Origin of the sequence: Blattabacterium cuenoti (assembly GCF_014251235.1) — a bacterium.
Taxonomy (GTDB): domain Bacteria; phylum Bacteroidota; class Bacteroidia; order Flavobacteriales; family Blattabacteriaceae; genus Blattabacterium; species Blattabacterium cuenoti_AF.
Genome location: NZ_CP059181.1, coordinates 69,155 through 82,927, shown reverse-complemented (window position 1 = coordinate 82,927; position 13,773 = coordinate 69,155). Strand labels below are relative to the sequence as shown.

The 13,773-nt window shown below is 25.1% G+C and carries 11 protein-coding genes; 4 read left to right on the top strand and 7 right to left on the bottom strand.

Annotated elements, in window-relative coordinates:
* Window positions 1-62 precede the first annotated feature (62 nt).
* A complete protein-coding gene (nadE, locus tag H0H78_RS00335) occupies window positions 63-857 on the bottom strand; it encodes an NAD(+) synthase (RefSeq protein WP_185851048.1) in 795 nt (264 codons plus the stop codon).
* A 62-nt stretch (window positions 858-919) separates the two neighbouring features.
* Between nadE and tsaB the strand changes: the two genes are divergently transcribed.
* The 3 genes from tsaB (at window position 920) to H0H78_RS00320 (ending at window position 4,128) form a co-directional block, all read left to right on the top strand.
* Entirely contained in the window at window positions 920-1,579 is a 660-nt protein-coding gene (gene tsaB / locus H0H78_RS00330) for a tRNA (adenosine(37)-N6)-threonylcarbamoyltransferase complex dimerization subunit type 1 TsaB (RefSeq protein WP_185851047.1), read from the top strand.
* A 94-nt stretch (window positions 1,580-1,673) separates the two neighbouring features.
* Window positions 1,674-3,419, top strand: a complete 1,746-nt coding sequence (locus H0H78_RS00325; protein WP_185851046.1) for a TrkH family potassium uptake protein — start codon at window positions 1,674-1,676, stop codon at window positions 3,417-3,419.
* Between the two features lie 22 nt (window positions 3,420-3,441).
* Window positions 3,442-4,128 (top strand): potassium channel family protein, encoded by a 687-nt coding sequence (locus H0H78_RS00320; RefSeq protein ID WP_185851045.1) that lies wholly within the window; start codon window positions 3,442-3,444, stop codon window positions 4,126-4,128.
* A 42-nt stretch (window positions 4,129-4,170) separates the two neighbouring features.
* On the opposite strand, the gene H0H78_RS00315 is transcribed toward H0H78_RS00320, so the two are convergent.
* From H0H78_RS00315 to H0H78_RS00290, 6 genes are all read right to left on the bottom strand, one after another.
* Window positions 4,171-5,445: a hypothetical protein gene (locus H0H78_RS00315; protein ID WP_185851044.1), complete on the bottom strand. Its 1,275-nt coding sequence runs from the start codon at window positions 5,443-5,445 to the stop codon at window positions 4,171-4,173.
* Between the two features lie 3 nt (window positions 5,446-5,448).
* Window positions 5,449-6,069, bottom strand: a complete 621-nt coding sequence (locus H0H78_RS00310) for a c-type cytochrome (protein ID WP_185851043.1) — start codon at window positions 6,067-6,069, stop codon at window positions 5,449-5,451.
* A gap of 18 nt (window positions 6,070-6,087) precedes the next feature.
* On the bottom strand, window positions 6,088-6,615 hold the full coding sequence (locus H0H78_RS00305) for a DUF3341 domain-containing protein (RefSeq protein WP_185851042.1): 528 nt from the start codon (window positions 6,613-6,615) through the stop codon (window positions 6,088-6,090).
* Window positions 6,612-7,976: an NrfD/PsrC family molybdoenzyme membrane anchor subunit gene (gene nrfD, locus H0H78_RS00300; protein ID WP_185851041.1), complete on the bottom strand. Its 1,365-nt coding sequence runs from the start codon at window positions 7,974-7,976 to the stop codon at window positions 6,612-6,614. The genes H0H78_RS00305 and nrfD overlap by 4 nt, the downstream gene beginning before the upstream one ends.
* A 13-nt stretch (window positions 7,977-7,989) precedes the next feature.
* A complete protein-coding gene (locus H0H78_RS00295) occupies window positions 7,990-10,926 on the bottom strand; it encodes a 4Fe-4S dicluster domain-containing protein (protein ID WP_185851040.1) in 2,937 nt (978 codons plus the stop codon).
* A gap of 69 nt (window positions 10,927-10,995) precedes the next feature.
* The gene (locus tag H0H78_RS00290) at window positions 10,996-12,309 is read right to left on the bottom strand and encodes a c-type cytochrome (protein WP_185851039.1); all 1,314 of its coding nucleotides are present in this window, start codon (window positions 12,307-12,309) and stop codon (window positions 10,996-10,998) included.
* 154 nt (window positions 12,310-12,463) lie between these two features.
* Between H0H78_RS00290 and H0H78_RS00285 the strand changes: the two genes are divergently transcribed.
* Entirely contained in the window at window positions 12,464-13,759 is a 1,296-nt protein-coding gene (locus H0H78_RS00285; protein ID WP_185851246.1) for a M16 family metallopeptidase, read from the top strand.
* The last annotated feature ends 14 nt before the right edge of the window (window positions 13,760-13,773 follow it).

Here is a 13,773-nt window from a genome sequence, read left to right as displayed (position 1 = left end):
GTACAAAAAGGTTTTTTTATTAGTAACTATCTATTTTTTTACGGATTTTAAAAAATTTGTATCTATGATTCTTTTTTCAAATAGTTGGGAATTTTACAGATAGGAATAGGAACCATTTTGTGGTTATTCTTTTTATTTAAAAACTGATATATTTTCATAATATCATGTTTTCTTCCTTTAAATTTTTCAAATGGAATTTTTTTTTCTTCCGTAATTTTCATAGCCCATTCTAATTCATCATAAGTAGCTTTTAATTGATCTTCATCTAATCTATTGTCTTCCCATAATCCATCTGTTGGTTTCGCTTTTTGTATCTCTTCTATAATTTTTAATTCTTTTGAAATGATTCTTACATCAGATTTATTTAAATCTGCTATTGGTTGAATATCAACTCCTCCATCTCCATATTTTGTAAAAAATCCAACTCCAAAATCCTCTATTTTGTTCCCAGTTCCTACAACTAAATAATTCTCTTCATTTGCGTAATAATATAAAGTCATCATACGGATACGAGATTTCAAATTTGCTAAAGCTAAAGATTGATTATTTTTTTGTTTTATTATTTGTAGAAAAGAAGTATAGAAAGAAGATAAGTCTTTTTTCAAAGAATTTACATTTAAAAAACTAGATGTTAAGAAATCTATATGTTTTTTAGAAAGTAAATTTTTCCTATTATCCAGGATAGGCAATTCTAAAGCTAGAACAGGATATTCTGTCATTGCTAGTAAAACAGAAGTTAAAGATGAATCTATTCCACCGGATATTCCAATAACGAAACCATTTGATTCAGTTTTTTCTATATATGTTTTTAACCACTGTACTATATATTCAATTACTTTTTTTGAATTATTTATCATTTGTATATAAAAAATAGAGTACTTTACTATTGTTCAACTTAATTTTTATTAATCAATAGAAAATGACTTTTATCCTAAATCTGGACACTTCTACTAAGAACTGTTCAATAAGCATAGCAAAAAGTGGAATAAGTTTAATCTCCATAGAAGAACATTCTGATAAATATTTGCATTCAGAAAAATTACATACTTTTATACAATATGCTATAAAGATAGCTAAAATTGATATAAAAAACTTAAAATCAATTTGTATTAATCAAGGACCGGGATCATATACTTCTTTAAGAATAGGTATGTCAGCTGCAAAGGGTTTGTGTTGTTCTTTAGGTATCCCATTATTATCCTTAGATTCCTTAACTATTTTATGTCAACAAGTTAATCTAAAAGAGGGTTTACTAATTCCTATGATACATGCTAAATCCGATTTATTTTATACTTCTTTATATAGTCATTTAAAAAAAAGATTAAGTCCTATTTTTATAAAAAAATTTAATAAAGATTTTTTAAAATCTATAGTTAAAGGAAAAAAATTACATTATATATTCGGAGATATAGATTCTTTTATCACAAATAAAAAAAATGAAAAATTATTTGTTATGGATAATCTTCGTTTTATTCCTCATGTTTATCCATCATCGATGGATATGTCTCTTTTATCTTATAAAAGATATTGCAATAAAAAATTTAGTAAGATTGAAAAAGTTACACCATTTTATTACTAGTTAGATAGTTATATATTTAGTTAAAAAATTATAAAATCATAAGAATGATAAAAGTGATTATAATTTATTCATAATAAAAACTTAAAAATAAGTGATGTTTTGCATTAAATTGCGAGATTTATTACCATTTATAACTCCAATTACATTTCTATATCTTATTATTTCTTTAGGATGGAGAAAAGAAATATATCCTCTGTTAAATATAGGAATACTTATTGGAATTGTCTTTTTACTTAGTATTTTTCATTTTTTCATTTTATTCGATAAAACTATAAATAGTGAAAAAGGATATCGATCTATGATATTTTTATCATTTTTTATTTTAGTTATATCTTTATTTTTATCTATTATACAAATTTTCTTTTCTAAAAATGAGGAAATTACAAATGCACAAATCACTCTTTTAGTCAGTTTGATTTTATATATTTTAATTCGCATTACATATTTTATGCGTCGTATAATTTACGTGAAAATACATAATCCTGCTTTTATTTTTATTACTAGTTTCATTTTTCTATCTTTTTTAGGTTCTATTCTGCTTATGCTTCCAGCTTCTACAGTAAAAAAAATATCATTTATAGATGCTTTATTTACTTCTACTAGCGCTGTATGCGTAACTGGTTTAGTTGTATTAGATACAGCTAAAGATTTTACCTATTTAGGAAAAATTATTCTATTAACTTTAATAGAACTTGGAGGTTTAGGTATTTTAACTATAACTTCCTTTTTAAGTTATTTTTTTAGAGATGGATTTTCTTTTAGAGAGGGAATATATATAAGTAATTTTTTGAATTCAAAGAAAACTAATAATGTTGTCTATTTAGCTGTAAAGGTAGTACTGGTTACTCTAACCATAGAAATTATTGGTTCTTTATTTATTTTTTTTTCCATTCGAAATAATAATTTTACTGATGATCCTTTATTTTTTTCTATTTTTCATTCTATATCTTCTTTTTGCAATAGTGGCTTTTCTACCCTTAGCCAAGGGTTGTATTCTGAATCCATTAGATTCAATTATTTATTACAGATTATCATTTCTTTTTTATTAATTCTAGGAGGAATAGGGTTTAATATTCTATTTAATTTTTTTACATACATATGGTTAACATTAAAAAAATACTTTTATAAAGTTTTTAAAGATGAATATATAAGATATCCTGCTCATATTGTAACTTTAAATACAAAAATAGTGGTATTAACAACATTTTTTTTACTTTTTTTTGGAACTATTTTTTATTATATTAGTGAATATAATTCTTCTCTTGAAGAACATACTTCTATTACTGGAAAGTGGATTTCTTCTTTTTTTTCTTCTGCTACATCTAGAACTGCTGGTTTTCAAATCTTAAATATTAAAAAATGGACTCCTATTACTATATTATTTACTATTTTTTTAATGTGGATAGGAGCTTCTCCTGCTTCCACAGGTGGAGGAATAAAAACTACTACTTTTGCATTAGCTTTAATGAATATTATTTCTTTATCTATGGGAAAAGATAAGTTAGAAATACAAAGAAAAGAAATCTCCTCTAAGTCAATTAAACTCTCTTTTTCTATTGTAATATTATCCTTAATTGTTATATACATAAGTATTCTTTTTATTATTTTTTTTGATCCAAAAAAAGATATTCTATCTATTTCTTTTGAAGTTTTTTCAGCATTTTCTACAGTAGGTTTATCCTTAGGTATTACTTCTAACTTATCGTATGGAAGTAAGTTAGTATTGATTACTTTAATGTTGTTAGGTAGAATTGGAATATTGAATATAGCAATAGGATTACTGAAAAAAAATAAAAAACATTATTATAAATATCCTAAAGAATATATTCTTATTAATTAATTTAATATTAACAATAAATTCTATGAAAATTATAATTATAGGTTTAGGAAACTTTGGTAGATCTCTAGCTCTAAATTTGACAGATAACGGCCACGAAGTTTTTGGCGTTGATCATAAAATGGAAAAAGTTGATTTATTAAAAGACCACATAGCAAATGTAGTATGTATGGATGCTAATAATGAATCTGCTTATAAAGTTTTACCAATAAAACAAGCCGATTTAGGTATTGTTGCGATTGGAGAAAATGAAGGTTCATCTATAGTAACTACAGCTATACTTAAAAAGTATAAACATCTTAGAATAATTAGTAGATCTTTATCTAAAATACACGATACTATATTAAATGCTATGGGGATTAAAGACGTTATACATCCGGAAAAAGATGCTGCTTTTCGATTAACTAAACAAATATCTTTTAATTATGCTCTAGATTATTTCAGAGTAGACAACAAACACTCTATTGCAGAAGTTTTTTCCCCATACTCTTTTCATGGAAAATTTGTGAAAAGTATACAATTAACACAAAAATATTCTGTTTCTTTAATTACTATAATACGGGAAATTGAAAACCCTATATCCAAAAACCTAACAAAAAAAGTAATAGGTTTAGTAACTGGAGATACTATTTTACAAAAAGGAGATATATTAACTCTTTTTGGTTCAAACAAATCTATTATGAATTTTGTAAAAGATACAAAACATAATTGATTATATTTTTAATGATGTAGTTACTTATTATTAACTAAATTATTATATATAAGGATATTTGTATTTTTTACTTTCTTGAAAAAAAGGATGTCCAATAGGATGAATATTTCTTTTATTCAAATTAAAAAGTAATTTATAACTAAAAATGGAGCCTATTAATAATAAAGATCCAATCTCAGATAATCCAAATTTTGGTTTTAGATTACTATAAATAATTTCAGGATAAATTAAATGATATATATCAATATAATGTCCGATTAATAAAATGCTAGAAATAGTAAAAACTATGTTTGAATTAATTTTATTTTTACTACTCATTAAACCTAAAAATGGAATAATAAAATTGAATATAAGCATCCAAAAATGAATAGATCCATATATATCTTCTCTTTTTATAAAAAAAGAGATCTCTTCCGGAATGTTTCCGTACCAGTAAAGTAAAAATTGAGAAAACCATAAGTAAGTCCACAACAAACTAGAAGAAAAAAGATATTTACTTAAATCATGTAAGTGGTTTTCATTAAAAAAAGGAAGGCATCCTTTTATTTTTAGATAGATAGAAACTATAGTAATAGTGCTTATGCCCGTTACTAAATAGGAACTTAAAATATACCAACTATATAACGTGCTGAACCAATGTATATTCAATGACATGACCCAATCCCATCCCATAAATATAGATGTGATAGAAAAAAAAATTATAAATTTAACAGATAAAGAATATAATTTTTTATAATTTTTTTCAGAAAAGGAATTCTGAAAAAAGGAAGATATTTTTTTCATTTGAAATGAAAAAAAACTCCATCCTGTTATATAAATTAAACTTCTAATTAAGAAAAATGGAATATTTAAAAAATATTTTTTATTTCCTATTATTTTATGATCGTTCAAAAGTGGATCCATCCATTTAAATATATGGATAATACCTATGTAATTTAATGATAAAATAACCATAATCATAAGACCTCCATAAGGAAGAAAGGATGATATTTCTTCCATGATAGGATGTAGTATAATAGACCATCCTGATTTAGATATATGTTGTATTCCTAAGAAGAATAAAGAACCTAAAGAAACAGTAAAGAAATAAAAAATAGAGAGATATAAACTTACCCAAAGTCTATTTTCTTTTTTTTCATATTTATCTTTATTTTGAGTATTATTTTTTGTTTTTTTTAAAAAAAATTTTGTTTCTTTCTTCAAATCTTTCATAAAAATTTTATCCAAAGAAAATCTTTGATCTAAGAAAAGAATAAAGAAACCCAAAAACATTATAGATATAATAATATTTTTTTTCTTTTTAGAAAATTGATACATCTTTTATTTTTTGTTTTTCAAAAACATTACATATTCTGCGACTTTCCATCTGTCTATCTCATTTATTTGAGAAGAGTAAGAATTCATATTATTTTTACCATAAGTAATAGTGTGATAAACACTACCAACAGTAATATCTCTTTCCTTATAATTAGGAATTCCTAATATTTTTTCATTTTTTACTAAAAGGCCTTGTCCATCTCCATTTTCTCCATGACATATAGAACAATTAATATTATAGATATTTTTTCCATCTTCTATAATTCTATTCAGCTCATTTTCATTTTCATTTTTTAATGGAGATTTACGTTTTTTTTTTGAAAAATTATATCCTTCGTTATTATTATCAGATTTATCAGAAGGGAAAAAACCGTAATCATTTCTTGATACAGTACCATATACGGGTAAAAGTGAAGAAGATTTTCCTTTTTCAAAAGGAATAATTTTAATTTTTTTTGAATCAATTTTTTGTTTATAATTAGGATTTGGATCAGAATAAGCTTCATAAGCGTCAGAATAATACATATCAGGCATATAAACTCTACTTGGTTTAGATTTATCGACTTTACAAGAAGTCAAAAGAAATATGACAAGTTTGATATAAAAAAAATACTGATTCTTCATAAGAATTAATTTACTAAATTATTTTTTTCTTATGTTTACTTCCAAGGCTCCATTTTCCTTTAATAAATTTAAAATTTTTTCTGTTTCCTCTTTAATGTTTATTTCTATTGAAAACATGTTATCTGTTGTTCTTGGATCTGGATTTTTTGGAGATGCTCCTGGATATAGATTACATTGAATAAGATAAGTAATACACATAAAATGTGAAGAAAAAAATATAGATAATTCAAATATAACAGGGATAAAAGAAGGAAGATTTTGAAACCAAGAAAATGAAGGTTTTCCTCCAATATTTTGTGGCCATTCATAAATCATAGTATACCAAGTTAATATACTAGATAAAAGGAAACCTATAAAACCGTATATAAAAGATAAAAAAGATAAATTTGTTTTTCTAAGTTTAAGTATTTTGTCTAAATCATGAACTGGAAAAGGAGAATATACTTCATGTATTTTTATCTTCTTTTTTTGAAGTATTTTTAAATTTTTAATCATTAAAAATTCATTATCATATAATGCATAAATATTACATACAGATTTTTTCATCTCTTATTTTTTTTCAATATTGTTTTTAATTCTGCTTGTGATATAACTGGAAATACACGTATGTATAATAAATAAAGAATGAAAAAAAAACCAATAGTTCCTATAAATATTCCTACATCTACAAATGAAGGAAGAAAACCAGTCCAAGAAGAGGGTAGATAGTCATGACTAAGATTTAAAACTATGATATCAAATCTTTCAAACCACATTCCAATATTGATAATAATAGCTATGATATAAGACCAAAAAAAACTTCTTCTTACTGATTTTATCCACAATAGTTGTGGAATTAAAACATTACAAACTATTAATGCCCAAAAAGCCCACCAAAACGGTCCTTTTGCTGCATTAATAGAAAAATAAATATATTCTTCAAAAGAACTACCAGAATACAAAGCAAGAATGAATTCAGATATATAAGCTAATAACACTATACCTCCTGTAAGAAGAATAATCATATTCATATACTCAATATGATTTCTAGTTATATAACTCTCCAGAGAAAGAGCTTTTCTAGCTACTCCTAATAAAGTTTGGACCATAGCAAATCCTGAAAATATAGCTCCTGCTACAAAATAAGGAGGAAAAATTGTACTATGCCAACCTTTAATCAAAGAAGTAGAAAAATCAAAAGAAACAATAGTATGTACTGAAAAAACTAGAGGAGTACATAATCCAGCTAAAATTAAAGATAGTTGTTCATATCTTTGCCAATCTTTAGAGGTCCCACTCCATCCAAAACTAAGAATATTATATATTTTTTTTTGTAAAGGATTTGTAACTCTGTCTCTTATCATAGCAAAATCTGGAATTAACCCCATAAACCAAAAAACAGTAGAAACAGAAAAATATGTACTAATAGCGAACACATCCCATAAAAGTGGAGAATTAAAATTAGGCCATAAAGAACCAAATTGATTAGGAATTGGTAAAACCCAATGGGCATTCCATGGTCTTCCCATATGAATAATTGGAAATAAACCAGCTTGAATTACAGCAAAAATAGTCATTGCTTCTGCTGATCTATTAATTGACAAACGCCATTTTTGACGAAATAATAAAAGAACAGCAGAAATTAAAGTACCGGCATGTCCTATCCCTACCCACCATACGAAATTAGTAATATCCCAAGCCCAATTCACTGTTCTATTTAAACCCCATACTCCTATACCTGTACCTATAGTATAAAAAATACATCCTAAACCCCATAAAAAAGCTAAAAAAGAAATAAATAAAGAGATCCACCATAGTCTACTAGCTTTACTTTGTATAGGTTTCAAAATATCATTAGTCACATCTTGATATGTTTTAGTTTCTGAAACTAATGGTTCTCTTATAATAGAGCTATTATAATCTTTCATAAATCTTCCTTTTCTATTTTAGATTCCTTACTTTTAATTGATAAGATACATTTGGACGTATTCCAAGAAATTCTAGAAGTTTATAATTTCTTTTGTCTTTTATTTTTTTTGTAATAAAATTATACTCATTAGTAGTATCTCCAAAAGTAATAGCCTTAGTAGGACAAGAAATACTACAAGCTGTTTCAAATTCTTCATTTTTTATTTTTCTATTCTCTTTCTTTGCTAAAGAAATGGTAAATTGTGTTCTCTGAATGCACAAGGAGCACTTTTCCATAACTCCTCTAGTTCTTATTACTACATCTGGATTAAGAACCATTCTTCCTAAATTGTTATTCATATGAAAATCAAAGTTTTGGTTATTAACATAATTAAACCAATTAAATCTTCTTACTTTATAAGGACAGTTATTGGCACAATAACGAGTTCCCACACAACGATTATAAGTCATCATATTTTGTCCTTGTTCTCCATGAGTGGTCGCTCCAACAGGACATACAGTTTCACATGGTGCATTATTACAATGTTGACACATTATAGGTTGAAAAGAAACTTTTGGATTTATCCAAAGATTTTCTTCTTTTTTATTTTTATTGGAAGAATAATATCTATCTACACGTAACCAATGCATATCTCTAGATTTTTTGATTTCTTCTTTTCCAACTACAGGTATATTATTCTCTGATTGACAAGAAATAATACATGCGCCGCATCCTATACATGAATTCAAATCAATTGACAAATGAAAATGATGTCCTTTTTTTTCTTTATTATTATCGTCCCAAATAGAAATATCTTCTGGGTTAAGGAAACCCTTGTGAGAATAAATTTTTTCTTCTTCATTCCAAATTTCTTTAGGTTTGTTTAAAAAAGTTTCTAGATCCGTTTCTTTAACTAAATTTCTTCCTACTGTTGTGTTTTGTAATTGAATACAAGCAAATTCATATATTTTATCCGTTTTTTTTATTTTTATATCCTTTTGTACCAAATAAAAATTGTGGTATAATGTATAAGCGTTTTTTCCTTTGTTGATTATTTGAGATATTTTTCCTGTTTTTTGTCCATATCCAAAGGATAAACCTATAGATCCTATAGCTTGTCCAGGTTGGATGTAAATTGGTAAATCTTTTATAAGAATTTTATGATCTTTTATTAAGTCTACGCAATTACCATTCATAGAACCGTTTCCTGTATGCCAATTTTTTAATCCTATTTTTTTTGCATCATAAGATGATATAGTTAAATAATTCCCCCAGGTTGTACGAGTAATTGGATCTGGCATTTCCTGAAGCCAAGGATTATTATATTGAAAACCATCTCCCATGCTTATTTTTGTATACAATCTTAATTCAAAAGAATTTTTTTCAGATCTTTCTATTTTTTTATTTTTTAGATATTGTACATTTGATAAATCAATCTTTTTTATTTTAACGTTTTCTTTTTTCTCTGCAAATCCATAAAATAAAGCTTCATTAAAAGATGATACATTAGATTTTGGAATTATTTTATTTTTCCAAATTTTTTTTAAATATTCATAATAGTTTTTTTCCTTAATTTTACCCCAAATTATTAAAGACTCTTGTAATTGTCTTGTATCAAATAAGGATTGAATTGTAGGCTGTATTAACGTATAAAAACCGGTAAAAGGATGAGTATCTCCCCAACTTTCAAGCCAATGAGGTATAGGAGCTAAGACATCTGTAAACTCATTAGTTTCATCTTTTTTCATAGAAAAAGAAATGGTTATAGGTATTCTTTTTAAGAATTTCTTAAATTTTTTATTAAGAGGAAATGGAAGAGAATATACAGGATTCGTATTATGAAATAATAATCCTCCTATTTTATTTTTTTCTAAATCTTCTATAAATTCTTCTATCTTATTATTATTACTTTCTTTCGTTAAGATAAATTTTCCTTCTTGAATAGCTTGACTATCAATTTTTTTGTTGATTAAAAATGATAACATATACGCTTCTTCACTTCCATCTGCTAAAACAACACTTTTTGATCCTTTTTCTTTTATCAACTTAGTTAACATTTTGACTAATTCATTACTACTTTCTTTTTGGAAAAAAATAGTTTGATAAACTTCAAATAAAATATTTTTTATGTCGGAAGGCTTCTTTGGTATACGAATATCTGAATTTGCTCCAGAAATAGTCATATTGCTCTCTATCTGAATATGTTTTATCATTCTTTTTCTTGGATATTTATTTTTCACATAATATTTTCCCAAATTTTCTGGAGACCAATCACCTAAAAAATCTGCATCAAAAGATATTATTAGTTCTATTTTTGATAGATCAAAAAAAGGAAATGCACGAACTCCAAATATATTATATGCGGCATCTAAGGAATGAGAATAAGAAATAGGATCGTAAGTAATCCATCGAGTAGTTGGATATGTCTTTGTAAAATCTCGAATTAATTCTTTTGTCGAAAAACTAGGATAAGAAGTTGAAAAAATAACAATTTCTTTTCCTAAGAGTGATATTTTTTCTAAAAAAGGAACAACATAGTTATCTATTTCTTTCCAAGAACTTTTTTTTCCCTTTAAAAAAGGATTTTTTAATCTTTTTTCATCATAAAGAGATAAAAGAGAAGATTGAATTCTAGCTGAGGTAGTATTGAAATATTTAGAAGTCAAATTAGGTTCTATTTTTATAGGACGTCCTTCTCTTGTTTTTATTAATACACTTCCAAGATCGAAAGTATCGATCATTGTAGAAGCATAATAAGTAGGAATACCAGGAGTAATAACATCAGGCTTTACAACATATGGAATAGATTTAATGACTGGCCCTTTACATGCTGATAAAGTAACAGAAGCAGCGCTAAAACCTATCAATTTAAGGAAGTCACGTCTGGATGTATTATTTTTTAACCATTTCTCTTTGATAGGAAGGATACTTTTTTTCTTTATTTTATTCTTTTTTTTTGTTTCTTTCATGACATGAATTTTTTATAAAAAAAATTAAACAAAACTAATTACTAACATTTCATTACTAAGTTATAATAGTTAATAATGACATTTAGCACATTCTGTTCCGCCTATCATATCAACGGTTATTTTTTTCTTTTTATTTATAAAATTTGAAAAATGTTCTTTATAATAGGAATTATTTGTATCAATCTCTGTATTTCTATGACATGAAATACACCATTCCATAGTAAAATCATTAGACATCTCTACTTGATCCATATTTTGGACATCTCCATGACAAGCATTACAAGTTTGATTGACTTTTTTTGATTTATTTATCATTTTTTTTCCAACTATAATATGTTGAGAATGATCAAAATAAACAAAATCAGGCATATTATGTATTCGAGTCCATTGAATTGGATGTTGATTATTAGAATAATCTCTTTTTTCTTTGTTCCATCCTATAAAATGATAAATTTTTTGTATTTCTTTATTATATTCGTCTCTACTTTTTCCTTTTTCAATGTAATCACCTTTATACTCATTAATAGTAATGTGGCAATTCATACAAACATTTAAAGAAGGAATACCAGATACTTTACTATATTTTGCTGAAGAATGACAATATTCACAATTAATTTTATTAATTCCAGAATGAATTTTATGAGAAAAATAAATAGGTTGTTCAGGTTTATACCCTTTATTAACATCTATTTTCATTAAAAAATTCCATATTATGTATAATCCTAATAAAAAACCTGAAAAACAAGAAAAAAACATGAAATTTTTCCGTTTTTTTTCTATGAAAGAAAAAAAAGGTAAAAAAAAAGTCTTACAATATAGCCAAAAACTCTTTTTCCTAAAAAATTTTTCTTTTTCAAAAAATAATCTAGTTAAGACTTGAATTTTATATAAAATACAAAGAAGAATTATAGATAAAACACTAAGTCCAAAAACAATTATTTTAATTAAAAATTGATCAATATCCGGTTGGATATTATTTTGCTCTTTATTTGTTGTCTTTTCTGAATTTTCTTCTTTTTTTACAATAGGGTTTTTTATGAAAAATAGAATATCATCTACTTGTTTTTCAGATAATTGAGTAAACAAATTCATTTCTATATTTCCATATTCTTTATAAATAGCTAAAGCCTCTTTATCTCCCTTATCTCTTAAAGATTTATTATTAATAATCCATTTATGCAACCATTCTCTACTTCTTTTTTCTGTTATACCAGATAAAGCCGGTCCTATCATTTTTTTTTCTAAATCTATAGAATGACAAGATGTACAGTTTTTTTTAAAAAGTTCAAATCCATTTTTTGCATTTCCTTCTATATTTTTTGTTTCTATTTTTATCAACAGAAAAGAAAAAAAGAAAAAGAAAAAAAATAAAATATTTTTCATAAATGCATAACTTAGATAAATAATAAATAACAAAAATAAAAGAAAAAAATTCGTAATTTTCTTTAAAAATTTATTTTTATTTAACTTTAATTTTTTTTAGAAAAGTTATATGATAAATAAAATTTATTATTCAATAATCATCATCATGATAATGATGTTTAATTCTATTAATCAGTTGAAAGCAGATAAAACATATAAAATTAAATTTTTTGAAGAAACTTTATCAAATGGATTACATGTTATTTTACATCAAGATAAGACGAATCCTTTGGTTTCTGTTTCCGTATTATATCACGTAGGAACAAAAGACGATTTTCCCGGTAAATCTGGTTTTGCTCATTTTTTCGAACATTTAATGTTTGAAGGGTCTAAACATGTTAAAAGAGGAGAATTCTTTAAATATATAGCTTCTAATGGAGGAAAAAATAATGCATATACTAATTATGACGAAACATATTATTATGAGGTACTGCCTTCTGATAGACTACCATTAGCTTTATGGTTGGAATCAGAAAGAATGCTTCATGCTAAAATAGATGAAAATAGTATTAAAATTCAAAGAGAAGTAATTAAAGAAGAAAAAAAAATGCAAGTAGAAAACCAACCGTTTATAGAAGCTGTTTCTGAGGTTATTCCATCCTTATTATTTAATAAACATCCTTATAAATATCCTATTATTGGATTTGAAAAAGACTTAGATTCTGCAACAGAATTAGATTATCATAAATTTTATAAGACTTATTATGTTCCAAATAATGCTACCTTAATCATTGCAGGAGATTTTGATATGAAAGAGACTAGAGAATTAATTAATAAATATTTTTCTACAATTCCAAGAGGAAAAATAGATATTCATGTTAATAAGATAGAAGAAAAACCTATCAAAAAAGAAATTTTTTATACACACGTAGACAAAAACACTAAAGTTCCAGGAGTTTTTTTATCTTATAGACTTCCAAAAATAACAGATAAAGATTTTTGTGTTTTAAAATTCATAGATCACATATTATCTTCTGGAGAGAGTTCACGAATTATAAAAAATATAGTAAATAAAAAACAAATAGCTTCTTACGCTGGATCTTTTTTAGATCCTATGGAAGATTATAGTGTTTTTACTATATATGGATTAATAAATCCGGGAATTACCCTGGATGGATTAACAAAAGTTATAGATGAGGAGATAGAAATATTAAAGAAGAAAGGAGTTACAAAATATGAATTAGAAAAATATAAAAATTTTTTTGAGAAGAAGTTCATTTCTGATAACTATTCTATGAGTGGAATATCATCTAATCTTTCTCATTATTACTTATATTATAAAAATACAGATTTAATTAATAGAGATATAGAAAGATATCGCAATGTATCTGAAGAAGATATTCAAATCGTAGCAAATAAATATTTAAATACAAATAGTAGAGTCCGTTTATATAATGTTCCAAGTAATTAATTTAAATAAATTTA

Excerpts from the sequence above, each read along its gene's own strand:
- nadE (WP_185851048.1), bottom strand. The coding sequence starts at position 857 with ATGATAAATAATTCAAAAAAAGTAATTGAATATATAGTACAGTGGTTA.
- tsaB (WP_185851047.1), top strand. The coding sequence starts at position 920 with ATGACTTTTATCCTAAATCTGGACACTTCTACTAAGAACTGTTCAATA.
- H0H78_RS00325 (WP_185851046.1), top strand. The coding sequence starts at position 1,674 with ATGTTTTGCATTAAATTGCGAGATTTATTACCATTTATAACTCCAATT.
- H0H78_RS00320 (WP_185851045.1), top strand. The coding sequence starts at position 3,442 with ATGAAAATTATAATTATAGGTTTAGGAAACTTTGGTAGATCTCTAGCT.
- H0H78_RS00315 (WP_185851044.1), bottom strand. The coding sequence starts at position 5,445 with ATGTATCAATTTTCTAAAAAGAAAAAAAATATTATTATATCTATAATG.
- H0H78_RS00310 (WP_185851043.1), bottom strand. The coding sequence starts at position 6,069 with ATGAAGAATCAGTATTTTTTTTATATCAAACTTGTCATATTTCTTTTG.
- H0H78_RS00305 (WP_185851042.1), bottom strand. The coding sequence starts at position 6,615 with ATGAAAAAATCTGTATGTAATATTTATGCATTATATGATAATGAATTT.
- nrfD (WP_185851041.1), bottom strand. The coding sequence starts at position 7,976 with ATGAAAGATTATAATAGCTCTATTATAAGAGAACCATTAGTTTCAGAA.
- H0H78_RS00295 (WP_185851040.1), bottom strand. The coding sequence starts at position 10,926 with ATGAAAGAAACAAAAAAAAAGAATAAAATAAAGAAAAAAAGTATCCTT.
- H0H78_RS00290 (WP_185851039.1), bottom strand. The coding sequence starts at position 12,309 with ATGAAAAATATTTTATTTTTTTTCTTTTTCTTTTTTTCTTTTCTGTTG.
- H0H78_RS00285 (WP_185851246.1), top strand. The coding sequence starts at position 12,464 with ATGTTTAATTCTATTAATCAGTTGAAAGCAGATAAAACATATAAAATT.